Source organism: Streptomyces sp. NPDC018000 (genome assembly GCF_044328025.1).
GTDB lineage: Bacteria > Actinomycetota > Actinomycetes > Streptomycetales > Streptomycetaceae > Streptomyces.
The window spans coordinates 40265-59016 of record NZ_JBIRGM010000021.1; the positions used below are offsets into that span (position 1 = coordinate 40265).

Genomic DNA, 18752 nt, shown 5'->3' on the forward strand with positions numbered 1-18752 from the left:
GCGCGTTCCGCGCCCCCCTCAGATCCGCGGGGGCCGGGCCTCGTACGGCGTGGAGAGCACGACGGTGGTCCGGGTGGAGACACCGGCCAGCGAACGGATCCGGGTGAGCAGGTGCTCCAGCCCCAGCGGGGTCGCGACACGCACCTTCAGGATGTAGTTCTCGTCACCCGCGACGCTGTGACACGCCTCCAGCTCCGGGACGCCCGCGAGCCGCTCCGCGATGTCGTCCGGCGCGCTCGGGTCGAAAGGTTTCACCGAGATGAACGCGGTGAGCGGCAGGCCGACGGCCTCGGGGTCGACGACCGCGGCATAGCCCCGGATCACCCCGCGCTGCTCCAGCCTGCGGACACGCTGATGAACCGCCGAGGTGGACAGGCCCGTGGCCTTGCCCAGGTCGGTGTAGCTCATCCGCCCGTCCTTGACGAGCAACTCCACGATCTGCCGGTCCAGCTCCTCCATGCGGATCAACCTATTGCCCCGGGCCCCTCCAGGCACAGCTGTGAGGGCTCCGGAAGGGCACCCTCGGCGGACATGTGACGAATGCCACAGGTTTACGGGTGGGTAGCCGACTCTCTCGTGGTTACGGCCGATGGGCGAAGGGAAGTGCTTGCTGTGGTCGAGGCCGTGGCGCCTTGCCGGCCCACCCGAGGGGGGAATTTCCCATGCAGAGCCTGAAGCTCACCGAACGTACCGAACCGGAGCCCGTTGATCCGGTCGAGGACACCGCTCCCGACGCGTACGACATGTTCGAGATGTACCGGGTGATCTGCCCGGACTGCGCGCAGCCGATCGCGCTGCTGGCGGACGAGGACGTACTGCCGGAGCACGCGCTGTGCCCGACTCCGTGGAACCCGTTCGTTCTGACGGTCTGCGCCGGTACCGGCCGCACGGTGTCCCAGGCACGGCCCGCCGACGAGTCGCTCGACCTGCAGGAGCAGGAGACGGCCCTGCTCTTGACGCTCCCTCAGGGGCTCGACTGGAGAACGCAGCCGTTCTCGCACGCCGGCGGCCCCGGCTCGCGCCCGCTGCGGGTGCCGCAGATGCGGCGCGACGCCGCCTGAGGGCCTTTCCCGCACCTGCGCGGGACGGCCCGGACGCGTCCGGGCCCATCCGGCACATCTGCGCTGCACCACGACGGCCCGGCCGCCGTGGTGCCCGGTGTCGAAGAAACCCGCCGCCCGGGGACCCTGCGAACGGGCTCTCGAATCGGCCGGGCAGTGACCCCGGCCCGCCACGCACCGTTGGCCAGGCATGACCCTGCTGCACTCAACGGCCGGTCCCGGTCGACGACTTCTCGCCGTTCCGACCGCCGAAGAATCGGTTCCGCAGCCCGGTTCACAGCCGGTGCCGCAGCCCATGCCTCCCCGGCCCACGCCGCGACCGACGCCGCACTCCACCGATCCGCCCATCTACCGGTCCCTGCTGCGTCATTGGGAGAGCACGGGACAGACCCTGCCGGGCCGCCATGACCAGGAGCGGAACCGGATCATGACAACGCCCGTATGGTCGGAGCGGCCGCTGCGGGTCACCGTGTCTCAGGACCCGCGAGGTGGCGCGCGATGACCATCCGCTGGATCTGATTGGTGCCTTCGACGATCTGCAGCACCTTGGCCTCGCGCATCAGCCGCTCGACGGGGAAGTCGAGGGTATAGCCGTATCCGCCGAGCACCTGGACCGCGTCGGTGGTCACCCGCATGGCCGCGTCCGTACAGAACAGCTTGGCCATGGCCGCCTGGCGCGAGAAGGGCTTGCCCTCGTCGCGCAGTCGTGCCGCCTCCAGGTAGAGCGCCCGGCCCGCCTCGATCTGGGTGGCCATGTCGGCGAGCATGAAGCGCAGGCCCTGGAAGTCCGCGATGGGCCGGCCGAACTGCTGCCGCCCGGTGGCGTAGGCGACGGCCTCGCTCAGGGCGGCCTGGGCGACGCCTATCGCGCAGGCGGCGATGCCCAGACGCCCGGAGTCCAGCGCGGACAGGGCGATCGCGAAGCCCTGCCCCTCCTCACCGATCCGGCGGGCGTCGGCGACCCGTACGCCGTCAAAGTTCAGCTGGGCGGTGGGCGAACCCTTCATGCCCATCTTCTTCTCGGGGGCGGCCGCGTTCAGCCCCTCGGCGTTGCCGGGGACCAGGAAGGCGGTGATACCGCGGGCGCCCTCGGCCCCGGTGCGGGCCAGGACCGTGTAGAAGTCGGCGATGCCGCCGTGGGTGATCCATGCCTTGGTGCCGGTGATGACCCAGTCGTCGCCGTCCCGTACGGCCTTCGTCCGGAGCGAGGCGGCATCGGATCCCGAGGCGGGCTCCGAGAGGCAGTAGGCGCCCAGCAGGCCCCCTCCCAGCATCGCCGGGAGGTGTTCGGCCTGCTGCTCCTCGGTGCCGTACCCGGCGAGCGCGTGGCAGGCGAGGGAGTGGACGCTGACACCGAGACCGACGGTGAGCCGGGCGGCCGCGAGCTCTTCGAGGACCTGGAGGTAGACCTCGTACGGCTGGTCACCACCGCCGTGGGCGGAGTCGTAGGGCAGCCCGAGCAGTCCGGACTCGGAGAGCAGAGTGAAGACTTCGCGCGGGAACCGGCCCGCGTCCTCTTCCTCGGCCGCGCGCGGCGCGATCTCTCGCTGGGCGATGTCGCGGACGAGCGCGACGAGCTCCCTGGACTCCTCGGTGGGCAGACGACGTTCCACCAATTGCAAGGCACGGTCGGTCATGACGGCGCTCTCCTCCCTGTCGGGCGTTGTGGCGGTCGCGCGCTCGGGGTGTGGGCGGCGCCGCCGGGGGCTTCCGGGCACGGCCCGCAGAAGCACTGCTTGCCCAACCGATACCGGACTCCCGGATTACGAGAGTCGCTGGCCAGCGGCTGTAGCGGCTTGAGTATGCCTGATCGGACGATATCCGTCACGGGGTGAGGGAGCGACTCGGCAGCGAGCGCAGCGATCACCGGAGCCGGCCCGAACCATTTGTCCCACTGGTCTAGTCCATCTATGGTTCCGCCGTGACCGGCCCTTCTTGCGTTCATGCCAAGTCCACGAAGGCCGCGTGGCCCGATGTCCACACCGGTCGGCGCCGCACGGCCCGGGAACGGCCCAATGCGGCAGGTCGTGCGGGAGGCGGGCCCACTGGCAACCGGTCCGGCCCTGGCAGAGGATCGCGTTCACGATCTCCCGCATCTCGTAAGCGTCCTGATGGCCGCTCACCGAGCGGTGCCGGTCCTTCCACGCGATGATCACCGAGCTCGATCAACGACCACCGCTCGTCCGGTCAAGTCACTCGGACGCCACAGGACGACGGCGTCACCGATGAGTGGCACGAAGACGGGGACGGCCCATCGCGGCTATCAGGGCGCCAACTCGACCCTGGCGAAGGGGATCCACGGCCTGCGGCCCCACTGCAACATCCGCCACGCCCCCTTTCGCCACGGGCTACTGTCCGGGACAGCCGGGGTCGGCCCAGGGGGCCCGCATGCCTCTGGCACGGGCGGTCTTCAATGCTGCATCGGAGCCGAGAATGTCAAGGAATTCGCAGGCACGACGTGGCTGGTTCGACGAAGCCAGTACGCCTGCGCTGAACGTCGAGTTGATAGCGGCGTTGCCGGGCAGCGGGCCGATGATGACAACGCCTGGCAGGTCCATCAGTTCGCTGTTCTGTTGAAAGGCCAGGTCTGCTTCACCGGATGTGAGCAGGCTGCCGACAGGCACCCCCGGTGGAGCTTGGACAAGCCGGTTTCGGAGCGTGTCGGCGAGATGCAGCCTGGTGATCAGATCGACGAGGGCGGTACCGCTGGGTCCGGTGGAGTAGGCGATCTTCTTCGCCGCCAGTAGAGCGGCTTGCAGGTCGGACTCCGAGCCGAGAGCTGGAACCGGTGATCCTTCCGGCACGGCGGCAACGACTTGGGAGATCCATAGCGGGCGCACCGTGTCCCTGACGAGGTGTCCTTCGCTCTCCAGCTCGGCCAATGCTCCGTCGGCAAGCACGAGCACGTCGGCCTCGGCGCCCTCGCGCACCCGCCGAGCGATCTCGACCCCGCCGGCCGACTCGAAGCGCACCGGAATCCCGTGGGCGAGTCGGATGTGTTCGGAAAGATCGGCCAGAATCAGCCGCGTCGCCATCGAGGACAGCCCACAGATCTGTTGGTCCACGTCGTCTCCTTGTGTCTGGTCGATGGTACGACGAACGTGTCGGCGCGCCTCGGCGAACGGGGGCTGGGAGACTGGCCACATGAGCACAACCGGGAGCACAGCGGCGGGAAAAGTCCTCATGGTCCTCTCGGCATTCGATCGCGAGCACCAGACGCAAACGCTGTCACAGATCGCCCAGCGCACGGGCTTGGCCTTGAGTACCACGCACCGAGTGGTCATGGAACTGGCAGAGCGGGGAGCGCTCGAGCGCGGGGAGGACGGGGCGTGGCATGTCGGGCTGCGGCTGTGGGAAATTGCCTCAGGGTGCCCCCGTACCCAGATTCTGCGCGATGTGGCTCTGCCGTTCATGCAGGACCTCTACGAGGCGACGCACGAGAACATTCAGCTCGCGGTGCGTGAGGGAACCGAGCTTGTCTTCGTCGAACGGATCGCCGGGCACCGCTCGGTGGAGTTGTTGACGATGGTCGGGTCCCGGTTCCCCATGGGCTCGACCGGGATGGGGCGCGTGCTGTTGGCGCATGCACCCCTGGACATTCAAGAGGCGGTTCTCGAATCGCCGCTGCGAGCCTGGACCCCGCACACCGTCACCGACCCGAAGACGTTGCGCGCGCAGTTGGGCCGTATTCGCCGCGAGCAGATCTTCGTCAGTGACCGGCAGCTCTCGGAGAACACGGTCGCGGTGGCCGCGCCTGTGCGGATCGGCGGGACGGGGCCGGTCAGCGCTGCTTTGGGGATCGTCATAGCGGCGCGTACCGCGAGCCGTGCGCGCGGGCTGCGGGAGCCACTCCTGAGAGCTGCTTACGGGATCTCCGACGAGCTGGGCCGCCGTGCCCACACGACGGTCTGAGCAGGCTTCCGCCTGACGGAAACACTACTGACCGGTCGCGGTCCCGGGTGTCAGCGTTCGGGGTGTTCGAGCCGTTCGCAGTTGCTCAGGAGAGGCCATGGCCGATACCGCCATCGACACCGTCACCTCAGTTCCAGTCGCTATCGTCGGGGCCGGTCCGGCCGGCCTGATGCTGGCGCACCTGCTCGGCCGCGCGGGGGTCGAGGCGATCGCGGTCGACACTCGCACCCGGCACGAGATCGAGGCGACGCATCGGGCCGGCATCCTCGAGGCTGACGCGGCCCGGGACCTGATCGAGACCGGCGTCTCCGACCGGATCCTGCGCGAGGGCTACGAGCACGAGGGCGTCGAGCTCCGATTCGGCGGCCGGGCGCACCGCATCCACTTCAAGGAGCTGGTGGGCGAGTCGGTGTGGCTCTACCCGCAGACCGACGTGTTCATCGACCTGGCTGACGCCCGGGACCGCGACGGCGGCACGGTGCACTTCGGCATCAAGGACACCGAGGTCCTCGACATCACGACCGACAGCCCCCGGGTCCGCTACACCGCGCCGGACGGGACGCGCCACGAGATCCGGGCGCGGTACGTGGTCGGTGCGGACGGGTCGCGCAGCATGTGCCGCGACCTGCTGCCCGAGGACCGGCGGGTGCGCTACGGCAAGGAGTATCCCTTCGCGTGGTTCGGCATCATGACCGAGGCGCCGATGAGCGCGCCCGAGCTGATCTACGCCCACTCCGAGCACGGGTTCGCGCTGATCAGCCAGCGCACCGAAACCGTACAGCGGATGTACTTCCAGTGCGCCTCTGACGAGTCCGTCGATGCCTGGCCGGACGACCGCATCTGGCAGACGCTCCAGGCCCGGGTGGCCGGCGGGGACGGCTTCCAGCTCAAGGAGGGGCCGATCTTCGAGAAGACGGTGCTGCGGTTCCGCTCGTTCGTGCAGGAGCCGATGCGCTGGGGCTCGATGGCACTGGCGGGCGACGCCGCGCACACCGTGCCGCCGACCGGCGCCCGCGGGCTCAATCTCGCGCTGCACGACGTCAAGGTGCTTGCCGACGTCCTGCTGCGGGCACTGGGCCGCGAGGGCGAGGCCGCGCTGAACGACTACCAGCCGCGCGCCCTGCGGCGGGTCTGGCGGGCACAGAACTTCTCCCACTGGATGACCCAGCTGCTGCACACCGCGCCGGGCGGCTCGCCGTTCGACCTCCAGCGCCAGCTCGGCGAGCTCGACAACGTCGTGGGCACCCGCGCCGGCCGCAGCTACCTCGCCGAGCAGTACACCGGCTGGCCCACCAGCACCCTGCACTGACAGTCCCCAGACGACCACCAGGAGAGAAAGCATGATCATCGACTGCCACGGTCACTTCACCACGGCGCCGCCGCAGCTGGCGCAGTGGCGGGACCGGCAGGCGGCGGCTGTCGGCCACCCCGGCAACGCGCCCGACCCCGACGACCTGGTCATCACCGACGACGACCTGCGCCGGGCGATCGAGAGCAACCAGCTGCAGCTCATGGACGAGCGCGGCATCGACCTGACGATCTTCTCCCCGCGGGCCAGCTTCATGGCCCACCACATCGGCGACTTCCAGGTCTCCTCGGTCTGGGCGCGGATCTGCAACGACCTGGTCCACCGCGTGAGCACGCTCTACCCGGACCGGTTCGCGATGGGCGCGATGCTGCCGCAGTCGCCGGGCGTCGACCCTGCGACATGCCTCCCAGAGCTGCGCCGTGCGGTCGAGGAGCTCGGTGCGGTGACCATCAACCTCAACCCCGACCCGTCGGGCGGCCGGTGGACCGCTCCGCCGCTGACCGACCGCAGCTGGTACCCGATCTACGAGGCGATGGTCGGTTACGACATCCCCGCCATGATCCACGTCAGTACGTCGTGCAACCCGGCATTCCACACCACCGGCGCCCACTACCTCAACGCCGACACCACGGCGTTCATGCAGCTGATCCAGGGCGACCTGTTCGCCGATTTCCCGACGCTGCGTTTCGTGATCCCGCACGGCGGCGGTGCGGTGCCCTACCACTGGGGCCGGTTCCGCGGCCTGGCGATGGCGCTGGGCAAGCCGGACCCCGAGACGCTGCTGGACAACGTCTTCTTCGACACCTGCGTCTACCACCAGCCCGGCATCGACCTGCTCACCCAGGTGATCCCCAGCCGGTCCGTCCTCTTCGCCAGCGAGATGATCGGCGCGGTCCGCGACATCGACCCGCGCACCGGTCACTACTTCGACGACACGAAGCGGTACGTCGAGGCCACCTCGAACCTCTCCGACGAGGAACGGGCCGCCGTCTGCTCCGGCAACGCCCTCCGCGTCTACCCCCGACTCGCCGCCCGCCTCGCCGCGGCCGGCCACTGATCCCAGGAGAAGAACGCATGGAGCACACCGAGATCGGCGTCGTCCACACGGCGATCACCCGCGCCGATCCCGAGGCTGTCGCCGCACTGTCGGCGTTCGGCGTGGCGACGATCCACGAGGCCATGGGCCGGGTGGGGCTGATGCGCCCCTACATGCGCGGGGTCTACCCGAAGGCCCGCCTGTGCGGCACGGCGGTGACCGTGCTGCTGCAGCCCGGCGACAACTGGATGATGCACGTCGCCGCCGAGCAGATCCGGGAAGGCGACGTCGTGGTCGCGGCCTGCACGACCGAGAGCGAGGACGGCTTCTTCGGCGAACTGCTCGCCACCTCGTTCCGCGCCCGCGGCTGCAAGGGCCTGGTCATCGACGGCGGCGTGCGCGACGTGGCCGACCTGGAGGACATGGACTTCCCGGTCTTCTCGCGGGCGGTCAACGCCAAGGGCACCGTCAAGGCCACGCTCGGCTCGGTCAACGTGCCGGTGGTCTGCGCCAACGCCCTGGTCCGGCCCGGCGACGTCGTCGTGGCGGACATCGACGGTGTCGTCGTGGTGCCGCGCGAGCGGGCCGCCGAGGTCGCCGAGGCGTCGGCCAAGCGCGAGGCCAACGAAGAGGGCAAGCGCGCGCAGTTCCGCGCGGGCGATCTCGGCCTGGACATGTATGGCATGCGCGGCCCGCTGGCCGAGCTCGGCCTGCGCTACGAGGACTGAGGATGACCGAGATCATCGAGAAGACCCCCGGCTGGCTGGACTGGTACGCCGGCCCGACCCGGCCGCGGTTTGTGCTGCCCGAGGGCGCCGTCGACGCGCACTGCCACGTCTTCGGCCCGGGGGCCGAGTTCCCGTTCGCCCCCGAACGCAAGTACACCCCGTGCGACGCGTCCAAGGACCAGCTCTTCGAGTTGCGGGACCACCTGGGCTTCGCCCGCAACGTCGTGGTCCAGGCGACCTGCCACGGCGCCGACAACAGCGCCATGGCCGACGCCCTGCGGGCCTCGGGATGCCTGGCCCGGGGCGTCGCGACGGTGCGGCCGGGGATCTCGGACGCGGAGTTGCGGGAGCTGCACGAGGCCGGCGTCCGCGGCGTGCGGTTCAACTTCGTCAAGCGGCTCGTAGACGCGGCACCGCGGCAGGACCTGTGGGACGTCGTCGAGCGGATCAAGCCGTACGGCTGGCACGTCGTCGTCTACTTCGAGGCGGCCGACCTCGCCGACCTGCGCGACTTCTTCCTCGCGATCCCGGTGCCGCTGGTCATCGACCACATGGGCCGGCCCGATGTCGACAAGGCCCCGGACGGCCCGGAGTTCGAGGCGTTCCTGGACTTCATGCGGGCGAGGCCCGACATCTGGTGCAAGGTGACCTGCCCGGAACGGCTGTCCGTGAGCGGCCCTCCGGCCCTCGTCGGGGAGCGGGAGGCCTACCGCGACGTCGTCCCGTTCGCCCGGCGCGTGGTCGAGGAATTCCCCGACCGGGTGCTGTGGGGCACGGACTGGCCGCACCCGAACCTCACCGACCACATGCCCGACGACGGCCTGCTCGTCGACTTCATCCCGCACATCGCACCGACGCCGGAGCTGCGGCACAAGCTCCTCGTCGACAACCCGATGCGCCTCTACTGGCCGGACACCGACTGACCCGCCATACGATTGGAGGCCCACCATGGCACTGGACAAGAGCTACAAACTGGTCCCGGGGACGACCATCTTCGACGCCGAGCAGTCCGCCAAGGGGTACCACCTCAACCAGTTCTGCATGTCGCTGATGAAGGCGGAGAACCGCGAGCGTTTCCTCGCGGACCAGCGCGCCTACCTGGATGAGTGGCCCCTGCGCGAAGCGCAGAAGCAGGCGCTGCTCGACGGCGACCTCAACGCCGCGATGCGCGAGGGCGGCAACATCTACTTCCTCGCGAAGTGGGGCGCGACGCTGGGGCTGTCGTTCCAGCAGATGGCGGGCTCGATGACCGGCATGTCCGAGCAGGAATACCGGGACATGATGATCGGCGGCGGCCGGTCCGTCGAGGGCAACCGGATCGACCATGCCGTCCTCGACGCGGCGTACGCCGACCCGACGCCGCCGGCCGAGCACGCCGCGATCACCGGCGCGGTCTTCACCTCGCACGTGCCGGCGATCGGCGCGGCGCTGGACCACGGCAAGACCGACGAGCCGTACTGGAAGCCGCTCTTCGAGGGGTACGAGTTCTCCAAGCAGTGGGAGAAGGAGAACATCCCCGACGTGGTGTTCCTGGTCTACAACGACCACGCCACCTCGTTCGACCTGTCGCTGATCCCGACCTTCGTGCTCGGCACCGGCGCGGCCTACCCCACCGCCGACGAGGGCTACGGGCCCCGGCCGGTGCCGGGCATCGAGGGCGACCCCGACCTGGCCGCGCACATCGCGCACTCGCTCATCCAGGACGAATTCGACCTCACCCTCGTCAACGAGATGACCGTCGACCACGGCCTGACCGTCCCCCTGTCGCTGATGTTCGGGGACGTCGAGAAGTGGCCGTGCAAGGTCATCCCGTTCCACGTCAACGTGGTGCAGTACCCGGTGCCCTCGGGCGCCAGGTGCTTCAGGCTCGGCCAGTCGCTGCGCAAGGCGATCGAGTCCTACGACAAGCCGTTGAACGTCCAGGTGTGGGGTACCGGTGGCATGAGCCACCAGTTGCAGGGTCCCCGCGCCGGCCTCATCAACCGCGAGTGGGACAACGCCTTCCTCGACAAGCTGATCGAGGACCCGGCCGGGCTGTCGCAGGTGCCGCACCTGGAGTACGTCGAGGAGGCGGGCTCGGAGGGCATCGAGCTGGTCATGTGGCTGATCGCCCGCGGGGCGATGAGCGACATCGACGGCTCCGGCGAGGTCGAAGTCAAGCACCGCTTCTACCATGTGCCGGCGTCCAACACCGCCGTCGGCCACCTGATCCTCGAGAACCACCCGCGGGCCGAGGCGCCCGCCGCTAAGGAGTGACATGACTGACGAGCAGACCGTCCGGATCGCCCTGGCCGGGGGCGGCGCCTTCGGTGCCAAGCACGCGGCCGCGCTCAAGCGGATCAAGGGCGTCGAGGTGACCGCTGTGGTGAGCAGCACCCTCGAAAGGGCCCAGAGGTTCGCCGAGGAGCAGGGCGTGGGGCGCGGCGTCGCGACCCTCGACGAGGTGCTGGCGATGGACGACGTCGACGCCGTCATCCTCGCCACGCCCACGCACATGCACGCCGCGCAGACGATCGCCTGTCTGGAGGCGGGCAAGCACGTCCAGGTCGAAATCCCGCTGGCCGACTCGCTGGCCGACGCCGAAGCCTGCCTGGAGGCGCAGCAGCGCACCGGACTCGTCGCGATGGTGGGGCACACGCGCCGCTTCAACCCGAGCCACCAGTGGGTGCGGCAGCGGATCGAGGCCGGCGAGTACAACATCCAGCAGATGGATGTGCAGACGTACTTCTTCCGCCGCAAGAACCTCAACGCCCTCGGCCAGCCGCGGTCGTGGACCGACCACCTGCTGTGGCACCACGCCGCGCACACCGTCGACCTGTTCGCCTACCAGACCGGGTCGCCGGTCGTGCAGGCCAACGCGATCCAGGGGCCGATCCACCCCGAACTCGGCATCGCCATGGACATGTCGATTCAGCTGCGCGCGGAGAACGGCGCGATCTGCACGCTGTCGCTGTCGTTCAACAACGACGGGCCGCTCGGCACGTTCTTCCGCTACATCGGCGACACCGGCACCTACCTCGCCCGGTACGACGACCTGGTCACCGGCAAGGACGAGCCGATCGACGTGAGCGGGGTCGACGTGTCCATGGACGGCATCGAGCTCCAGGACCGCGAGTTCGTCGCCGCCATCCGCGAGGGCCGCGAGCCGAACTCCTCCATCGCCGCGGTGATGCCCTGCTACCGGACGCTGGCGGCCCTCGAGGAGCAGCTCGCCGCTGCCTCGAGCGCGTGACCGCGGTGGAAATGGCGAGCCCGGGCCGCGCGCCGCGCCGGATCGGGCCGTTCGAGGTCCCGGCGATCGGGCTGGGCTGCATGAACGTCAGCCACGCCTACGGTGTCCCGCCCACGCGGAAGGCCGCCGAGCATCTGCTGCGCACGGCTGTGGAGGAGGGCGTCACGCTCTTCGACACGGCCGCGCTCTACGGCTTCGGCGCCAACGAGGAGCTGGTCGGCCATGTGCTCGCCGGCCACCGGGACCGGATCGTGCTGGCCAGCAAGTGCGGGATGACCGGCGTCGACGGGCAGCGCGTCATCGACGGCCGCCCCGAGACCATCCGGCGTACCGCCGACGAGGCACTGGCCCGGCTGAAGACCGATGTCATCGACCTCTACTATCTGCACCGCCTCGACCGGAAGGTCCCGGTCGAGGAGAGCGTCGGGGCGATGGCCGAACTCGTCGAGGCCGGGAAGGTACGCACGCTCGGGCTTTCCGAGGTCTCCGCCGAGACGCTGCGCCGGGCGCACGCCGTACATCCCATCGCGGCACTGCAGAACGAGTACAGCCTCTGGTCGCGCAACCCCGAGCAGGGGACGCTCGCTGCGGCGGCCGAGCTCGGCGTGGCGCTGGTGGCTTTCAGCCCGCTGGCCCGCGGCTTCCTCACCACCTTGCCGCCCGACCCCGCGGCACTGGTGGACAAGGACATCCGGCGGAACATGCCCCGCTTCGGCGGGGCGAACTATCCCGCGAACCTGGGTCTGCGAACCCAGCTCGAAGTGATCGCCCGCGACGCCGGCTGCACGCTGACCCAGCTGGCGCTCGCGTGGGTGCTGTCGCGTGGCGAGCACGTCCTGGCCATCCCGGGCACCAGGTCGGTCGAACACCTGCGGGAGAACATGTCCGTCCTCGACCTCGGCATACCCGGCGACGTTCTCGATCGGGCAGGACAGGTGCTGAACGCCGCGACCGTACACGGGGCCCGTTACAACGAGACCACCCTGGCGGAGATCAACACGGAGCGCTGCGGGAGGGCGGGCTGAACTCAACCTTCGATTCGAATGAGTCGCGCGGAGATTCACCGCCCATCGGAGCAACAGGACCGGAGGTGAAGGCGATTTCGCTCGGCTCGCAAACGGAGCGGCGGGCCAGGACCCCTGTGCCCGCTCTCCCCCATCGGAATCGCGGCCCGGCCTGAGCCGTGGATCCGCCTGCGGTGCGCGCCCTGCCCGCAGACGAGCGCTTCCACGCCTGCCGAGCAGCGACGCAACGGGACGTACGGGGCATGGTTCAGCGGCTCCTCGGCGTGCCGGACGTCCCCGGCCCGGACATCCCGGGCTGGACTTCACCCGCATCGCGGGGCTATGGCATCCGCTCCCACCATGTCACCGGTGTCGAGGAGTTGCGTGCCCTGCTCTCTCAGCGCCCGGACCGACGGCTCGGTCGGCCAGGCCGTCGTCGAGGCCCCCGAGACCCAGTGGGTCACGGTCCGCCCGTACATCGCCGACTACCCGTTCCGACCCCGCTCTTCCGCACCCCGACCCTCTATCGCGCACCCACCCCCTGGAGCTGTCGCGCACCCGTCCCCTGGAGGAATCTCACGATGCCACCCGTCACCTCGTCCCACACGCCGACGCAGACCGGCGCCGCCAAACGCGATGCCTGGACGGTGATCCTGTGCTGGATCACGGTCATGCTCGAGGGCTACGACCTCGTGGTTCTCGGCGCCATCATCCCAACCCTGCTCAAGACCCACCACCTCGGTATGACCGCGGGCGACGCGACCACCATCGCCACGCTCTCACTCGTCGGCGTGGCCATCGGCGCGGTCTGCGTCGGCCCGCTGGCCGACCGGCTGGGGCGACGCTATCTGCTCATCGGGTCCGTGTTGCTGTTCTCGCTCTTCACCATCCTGGTGCCACTGGCCGGCTCCGTCGCGATGTTCGCCGTACTCCGCCTCATCGCCGGCGTGGGCCTCGGTGCCTGCATGCCGGTTTCGCTCACGATGATGGCCGAGCACATGCCGACCAAGCAGCGAGCGCGAGCCAGCACGCTGACGATGACGGGCTACCACACCGGTGCCGTGATCACCTCGCTTCTGGCCCTGCAGGTGACCGACAACTGGGAGATTCTCTTCTACATCCTCGGCGCCGCCGGCTTCGTCGTTGCAGCCATCCAGTGGTTCCGCCTGCCGGAGTCGGAGGCCTTCGTCCGCGCCAAGGACGCACACGGGTCCCAGCGCGTTCCGTTCACCGAACTGTTCAAGTCCGCCTACCTCCGCGCGAGCATCGGCATCTGGGTCGCCTCCTTCATGGGGCTGCTGCTGGTCTACGGCCTCAACACCTGGCTGCCCAAGCTCATGAACGACGCCGGCTACCCCGTCTCCACGGCCGTCACCCAGCTCCTCGTACTCAACATCGGCGGCGTCGTCGGCCTGCTCATCGGCGGCTTCGTCGCCGACCGGCGAGGCATCAAAGGCACCACACTGGGCTGGTTCGGGGTCTCGGCGGTCATGCTCACGTGTCTGAGCTTCAAAGTGGAGAGCGACACCCTGCTCAACCTCGTCGTCTTCCTCACCGGCATGTTCGTCTTCTCGGCCCAGGTGCTCGTCTACGCCTACGTGACGAACTTCTACCCGGCCTCCATCCGCGGCACCGCCCTCGGCTCCGCCTCGGGCATAGGCCGGATCGGCTCGATCGTCGGCCCGTCGATCACCGGTGCCCTGGTCACGGCCGGCATTGGCCACCCGTGGGGCTTCTACTTCTTCGCCGTGGTCGCGGTCCTCGGTTTCCTGGCCGTACTCACCCTGCCGCGCCGAGCAGCGAACCCACAGGCGGAGGCCGTCGCGCCCGCCGCCTGACGCACCCCTGACCAGCGCCACCCCCGTGCAGCGGTACGGGCTCCCCTTCGGGGTCCGTACCGCTGCCGTGGTGCGCCCAGCACGGGCGATTGCCTGCGCACGTCGTGGGATCGCGCCATCAGGCGGCTCGGTCCATATGCTCACACCAGGCCCAGCGACCGCAGTGCGCGGTGCTGACTTGGTGCTGACTTGACCGGCCAGAAGATGTAGCAGACACCGCCCGTACCGCTTCTGACCTTGCCGTTTGCGTCGTACCGCTTGGTGCGGAGCCAGATCGTCTCCCACTCGTGGCGCTTGTAGACCCGGCGCACCGCCTCGTTGCTCGGCGAGGCCGGGTCGTTCGCGATCACGTCGCCGTCCGCGGTGAACCCGATCACGGCCATCAGATGGCCGGAGGTCCCGTACCCCGCGCCGGTCAGCTCCTCCTTGCGGAAGGACTGCGAAGTTATGACCGGGATGCCTGCCCGGATCAGCGTCTCCAGGTCCGTCAGCGAGCCGAGCCGTGTCACCACCGCGCTCATGCCGTCGTACGTCGCGGCGTACGCGGCATTGAACGGCCAGTTGCCGCAGCCCTCGTACTGGTAGTCGTACGTGAACCGGGCGGCGTGGCAGACCTGCGGGTCGGCCAGGCCCGGCTCGACCCAGGCGAGTTCCTCGGCGGTGGGCCCGCGCCCCCAGTACTCGATGATCATCTGCGAGGAGGTGGGGCTGCACCAGGCCTCGCCGCCGTTGTCGTACTCCGGGTACTGGCCCACGTGCACATTCTGCGAGTAGCGCGGCACCGGCAGCTCCCGGACGAGACCGGGGGTGCTGGCGGGCACGGTGAAGCGGTCGGGGATGTCGGACGCCATCGCGCCGAGCCGCCGGACCGTGGGCGTGAGGCGGCTGCCCGGGCGGCGGTGGAGGACGAGCCGCAGCCGGTAGGAGACCAGCCGCAGCCCGCTCGCCGCGTCGTCCACCGAGAAGGTGTCGGTCCAGATGGAGCTCTTGCCGTCGGTCTGGTCGTCGACGGACGTCCGGCGGATGTCGCCGTCGCCCGCGGCCCAGCGGCCCATCACGTACCAGGGTGTCGAGGTGGCGTCCGAGTAGCGGCCCTGCAGCTCGATCTGGATCCAGGTGCCCGCCGGGGTGTCGGCGTTCCACGAGGCGATCACCTCGGTCGCCGGGACGGCGGACCGGTGGACCGGCGAGGTCCAGGTCGCGTACTCCCAGTCGGCGGTCCGACCGGTGTGCGGATCGGTGTAGTCGACGAGCCCCACGGCGTGGCCGATCACCAGACCGGGCCGACGCCCCGCGACGGCGCGCGTCCCCGCGCCAGAACCGCTGCGCCAGTCGGTGTACGTGTGCCAGGAATGGTTGTCCACGAGTGAAGCGGTTGCCGAGGGGGCGAGGGGCGGGACGGTGGAGGGAACGGCGGCGGTTGCGGAGCCGGCGGACGAAACCGAGCCGGTGGCCGCTGCCGCGAGCGCGGCGGTCAGCACGGTTCTGCGCGAGGTCGGTCTGTTCATCTGGGCAAAACCCCCGGTCGTAAGCGGAGTGGGGCAGCAGGTGCACGACAGTGGGCCAACTATCGCGGGTCGTAGCCGGATTCGGCCAGCGGTTCGACTTGGGCCAATAAACCAATATTGGTCTGGTCCACTGGCGTGACCTGCGACTCCTCCGGATCGGCTCGTAGGCTGGGGCGCATGAACGACCTCTCGCTCCTCGCCGCGCGACTGCGCACCCTGGCGCCGTCCTGCGGACCGGTGCGGCTGATCGCCGTCGACGGCCATGCGGGATCGGGGAAGAGCACCTTCGCGTCCCGCCTCGCTGCCGCGCTCGACGACGCCCCCGTACTGCATCTGGACGACCTGGCCACCCATGAGTCCTTCTTCACCTGGGTGGACCGGCTGCGGGAGCAGGTGATCGGGCCACTGTCACGTGGTGAGTGCGCGCGCTATGCGCCGTACGACTGGACCGCGCGGACTTTCGCGGCACCGCGCAGCCTGGAGCCCGCACCAGTCGTCCTGATCGAGGGAGTCGGGGCGGGCCGCCGGGCGCTGCGGCCCCATCTGGCGGGGCTGTTGTGGATGGATCTCGCTGCCGCGGAGTCCTGGGAGCGGGGCCGCCGTCGGGACGGGCCGGCCCTTTCGGCCTTCTGGGACGGGTGGACAGCGGCCGAGAGGGAACATTTCTCGGCCGATCCCGCGCGCTCTCACGCGGACGCTCTGGTACGGCAGTTGCCCGTGGGTTACGAGTGGCGGGAGGGGCCTGGTACGGCAGCAAGAGTGAACCACTACATCACGGAACGTGATCGCATTGCGTCGCCGTTCTGAGTAGTGCGAAATCGGCCTGGAAGTACCCCAACTCTGCTTGACCCGAGGGCGGTACAGGTCTTACGTTCTCAATGTGCGGCTTTTCGGAGCCCTCGCAGACACGAAGCCCCCGGTTGTTCCCCCGTGATCGGGGGCTTCGTTCTGCCCTCGCGCCCTTATTCCCATGTCGGTTCGGCAGATTTCGCTCACCCTCGGTCACGATCTTTCTCCCACCCGCCATTTGCCGGTCGGTCTTAGTCGCGCACTCCCTGCGCAGGTACGATGCCTCTCGGTGCGGTCAATTCCCGTCCGTGGCACAGCGATTCAGCGCGCCCCGGGCGGGCAGGTCGTGCGGCGGGACATCCTGGGGGCATGGTTTGTGGGGGACCAGATGGACATCGGCACGCAGGGCGCACAGGCCCCGGCCGACCTCGCCTGGCTGCGCGGCGTGGACGCCTACACCATGGGCGCCTACCCACAGGCCGAAGAGGAGTTCAGGGCTGCGGTACGGATCGATCCCGGCATGGCGGACGGCTGGCTCGGCCTCCATGCGCTGAGGGTCGACACCACGACGGCGCTGCTGCGCATGTACCGCCACCGCGAACGCTTCGGCGAACAACGCACCCGCCATCGGCGCACGCTCAACTCCTGGTACTGGCTTGGCTGGTGGGTGCAACCGGTGCTGGAGAGCCGGCGCGATCTGCTCCTCGCGCACGCCTCGCACTGGCTGGACGGGCGCCATGTCCCCGAGCTGGACCGTGCGCTGGCGGGCCTGCCGCCGGTGGAAGCGGATCCGCAGGTGCGTTTCCTGCACGCATGCCGCTCCTATCTGGTCAAGGACTGGGAGCAGCTGTTACGCAACACCGAGCAGCTGGTCGACGATCCGATGCTCGGTATCGAGGCGGGACTGTTCGGCGGAATGGCGCGGGTGCGGCTGGAGATGTACGGGCAGGCCGAGCCGCTGCTCTCCGCCGCGTTGATGCGCTGCCGCAGCGAACAGCCGCAGCGCAAGGAGCTGCGCTACTGGCTGGCCCGCGCGCACGAGGGCACCGGCCGCAGCGCGGCCGCCCTGCCGCTCTACCGGGCGGTGCACCGGATCGACCCGGCGTTCATGGACACCTCGGCACGGCTCGCCGCGATCGCGGACTACGACGGTCTCGAAGGCGCCGACGAGGCCGCCGGTCTCACCGCCGTGTCATTGACCGGCTCCGGCACGGACGCCGCGGCGGAGACGCAGCCGGAGGCGGATTCGCTGCTCGGCACCGATCTGGTGGACGGCCGGGAGCTGCGGCCGGGCAGCGAGACCCCGGGAATCGTGGGCATCGGGGTGCCGCCACCGTCCGACGGGGCGCGCCGGAAGACCGTGGTGCCCGGCCAGCCGGCAGCCCCCTTCCCGGCCGGGCCCAGCGATCCGGTACTGCTCGCCGAGGCGCTGGCGGAGCTGGAGCGGATGGTCGGCCTGGAGCCCGTCAAACGCCAGGTCAAGGCGTTGTCCGCGCAGCTGAACATGGCACGGCTGCGGGCCGGACAGGGGCTTCCCGTGCAGCCGCCGAAACGCCATTTCGTCTTCTCGGGCCCCTCCGGAACCGGCAAGACCACGGTGGCCCGTATCCTCGGCCGGGTCTTCAACGCTCTCGGCCTGCTCGGCGGTGACCATCTCGTCGAGGCCCAACGGGCGGATCTGGTGGGCGAGTTCCTCGGCCAGACCGCCGTCAAGGCCAATGAGCTGATCGACTCGGCGCTCGGCGGGGTTCTCTTCGTCGACGAGGCGTACAGCCTCTCCAACACCGGCTACAGCAAGGGTGACGCGTACGGCGACGAGGCCCTCCAGGTCCTCCTCAAGCGCGCGGAGGACAACCGGGACCATCTCGTCGTCATCCTCGCGGGCTATCCGGAAGGCATGGACCGGCTGCTGGCCACCAATCCGGGGCTCTCCTCACGCTTCACCACCCGGGTGGACTTCCCGAGCTACCGGCCCCCGGAGCTCACCTCCATCGGTGAGGTGCTGGCCGCGGAGAACGGCGATGCGTGGGACGAGGAGTCCCTGGAGGAGCTGCGCTCCATCAGCGGCCATGTCGTCGACCAGGGCTGGATCGACGAACTGGGCAACGGGCGGTTTCTGCGCACCTTGTACGAGAAGAGCTGTGCCTACCGCGATCTGCGGCTCTCCGGGTGTGCCGCCGTGCCGAGCCGGGACGATCTGGCCACGCTGCGGCTGCCGGATCTGATGCAGGCGTACGGCGAGGTGCTGTCCGGCCGGGGGCCGTTGGGCCGGGGGCCGCAGGAACCGCCGGCGTTGTGAGGGGCGGCCCGATTACGTCGGGGTCACCGGGTCACG

16 protein-coding genes and 1 pseudogene are annotated in these 18752 nt (G+C 69.6%); 12 read left to right on the forward strand and 5 right to left on the reverse strand.

From position 1 onward, the window contains the following. Positions 1 to 18: 18 nt before the first annotated feature. Positions 19 to 459, reverse strand: a complete 441-nt coding sequence (locus ACH4EW_RS27725; RefSeq protein WP_398261455.1) for an Lrp/AsnC family transcriptional regulator — start codon at positions 457 to 459, stop codon at positions 19 to 21. Positions 460 to 662: 203 nt separating this feature from the next. Here ACH4EW_RS27725 and ACH4EW_RS27730 point away from each other — a divergent pair, with 203 nt between their 5' ends. Beyond that, positions 663 to 1061 carry a hypothetical protein gene (locus ACH4EW_RS27730; protein WP_398261457.1) on the forward strand — a complete coding sequence of 133 codons (399 nt, stop codon included), beginning with the start codon at positions 663 to 665 and terminating at the stop codon, positions 1059 to 1061. A gap of 464 nt (positions 1062 to 1525) precedes the next feature. Here ACH4EW_RS27730 and ACH4EW_RS27735 read toward each other — a convergent pair whose 3' ends face one another. The 3 genes and pseudogenes from ACH4EW_RS27735 to ACH4EW_RS27745 all read right to left on the reverse strand — a co-directional run bounded on the left by ACH4EW_RS27735 (position 1526) and on the right by ACH4EW_RS27745 (position 4126). After that, a complete protein-coding gene (locus ACH4EW_RS27735) occupies positions 1526 to 2698 on the reverse strand; it encodes an acyl-CoA dehydrogenase family protein (RefSeq protein WP_398261459.1) in 1173 nt (390 codons plus the stop codon). Between the two features lie 381 nt (positions 2699 to 3079). Next, positions 3080 to 3230: pseudogene (locus ACH4EW_RS27740) on the reverse strand (transposase); the annotation flags it as partial. Between the two features lie 179 nt (positions 3231 to 3409). Continuing rightward, positions 3410 to 4126: a substrate-binding domain-containing protein gene (locus tag ACH4EW_RS27745; protein WP_398261461.1), complete on the reverse strand. Its 717-nt coding sequence runs from the start codon at positions 4124 to 4126 to the stop codon at positions 3410 to 3412. Between the two features lie 118 nt (positions 4127 to 4244). On the opposite strand from ACH4EW_RS27745, the gene ACH4EW_RS27750 reads away from it, so the two are divergent. From ACH4EW_RS27750 to ACH4EW_RS27790, 9 genes are all read left to right on the forward strand, one after another. Next, on the forward strand, positions 4245 to 4973 hold the full coding sequence (locus ACH4EW_RS27750; protein ID WP_398261463.1) for an IclR family transcriptional regulator: 729 nt from the start codon (positions 4245 to 4247) through the stop codon (positions 4971 to 4973). Positions 4974 to 5070: 97 nt separating this feature from the next. After that, entirely contained in the window at positions 5071 to 6282 is a 1212-nt protein-coding gene (locus ACH4EW_RS27755) for a 4-hydroxybenzoate 3-monooxygenase (RefSeq protein ID WP_398261465.1), read from the forward strand. 31 nt (positions 6283 to 6313) lie between these two features. Next, positions 6314 to 7339: an amidohydrolase family protein gene (locus ACH4EW_RS27760; protein WP_398261467.1), complete on the forward strand. Its 1026-nt coding sequence runs from the start codon at positions 6314 to 6316 to the stop codon at positions 7337 to 7339. A gap of 17 nt (positions 7340 to 7356) precedes the next feature. Further along, complete coding sequence (gene ligK, locus ACH4EW_RS27765; RefSeq protein WP_398261469.1) at positions 7357 to 8046, forward strand: 4-carboxy-4-hydroxy-2-oxoadipate aldolase/oxaloacetate decarboxylase; 690 nt, start codon at positions 7357 to 7359, stop codon at positions 8044 to 8046. Between the two features lie 2 nt (positions 8047 to 8048). Next, a complete protein-coding gene (locus tag ACH4EW_RS27770; RefSeq protein ID WP_398261471.1) occupies positions 8049 to 8969 on the forward strand; it encodes an amidohydrolase family protein in 921 nt (306 codons plus the stop codon). 25 nt (positions 8970 to 8994) lie between these two features. Beyond that, positions 8995 to 10302 carry a protocatechuate 4,5-dioxygenase subunit alpha gene (gene ligA, locus ACH4EW_RS27775; protein ID WP_398261473.1) on the forward strand — a complete coding sequence of 436 codons (1308 nt, stop codon included), beginning with the start codon at positions 8995 to 8997 and terminating at the stop codon, positions 10300 to 10302. A 1-nt stretch (position 10303) separates the two neighbouring features. Beyond that, the gene (locus tag ACH4EW_RS27780; RefSeq protein WP_398261475.1) at positions 10304 to 11278 is read left to right on the forward strand and encodes a Gfo/Idh/MocA family oxidoreductase; all 975 of its coding nucleotides are present in this window, start codon (positions 10304 to 10306) and stop codon (positions 11276 to 11278) included. An 11-nt stretch (positions 11279 to 11289) separates the two neighbouring features. Further along, entirely contained in the window at positions 11290 to 12303 is a 1014-nt protein-coding gene (locus tag ACH4EW_RS27785) for an aldo/keto reductase (protein ID WP_398261531.1), read from the forward strand. A 560-nt stretch (positions 12304 to 12863) separates the two neighbouring features. Continuing rightward, positions 12864 to 14120: an MFS transporter gene (locus ACH4EW_RS27790; protein ID WP_398261477.1), complete on the forward strand. Its 1257-nt coding sequence runs from the start codon at positions 12864 to 12866 to the stop codon at positions 14118 to 14120. Positions 14121 to 14260: 140 nt separating this feature from the next. Here the strand turns inward: ACH4EW_RS27790 and ACH4EW_RS27795 are convergent, their stop codons facing one another. Further along, on the reverse strand, positions 14261 to 15628 hold the full coding sequence (locus tag ACH4EW_RS27795; RefSeq protein ID WP_398261479.1) for a peptidase C39 family protein: 1368 nt from the start codon (positions 15626 to 15628) through the stop codon (positions 14261 to 14263). A gap of 177 nt (positions 15629 to 15805) precedes the next feature. Between ACH4EW_RS27795 and ACH4EW_RS27800 the strand changes: the two genes are divergently transcribed. Together ACH4EW_RS27800 and ACH4EW_RS27805 are read left to right on the forward strand one after the other, a co-directional pair. Next, a complete protein-coding gene (locus ACH4EW_RS27800) occupies positions 15806 to 16435 on the forward strand; it encodes a uridine kinase (protein WP_398261481.1) in 630 nt (209 codons plus the stop codon). Between the two features lie 370 nt (positions 16436 to 16805). Continuing rightward, positions 16806 to 18716, forward strand: a complete 1911-nt coding sequence (locus ACH4EW_RS27805) for an AAA family ATPase (RefSeq protein ID WP_398261534.1) — start codon at positions 16806 to 16808, stop codon at positions 18714 to 18716. Positions 18717 to 18752: the final 36 nt, after the last annotated feature.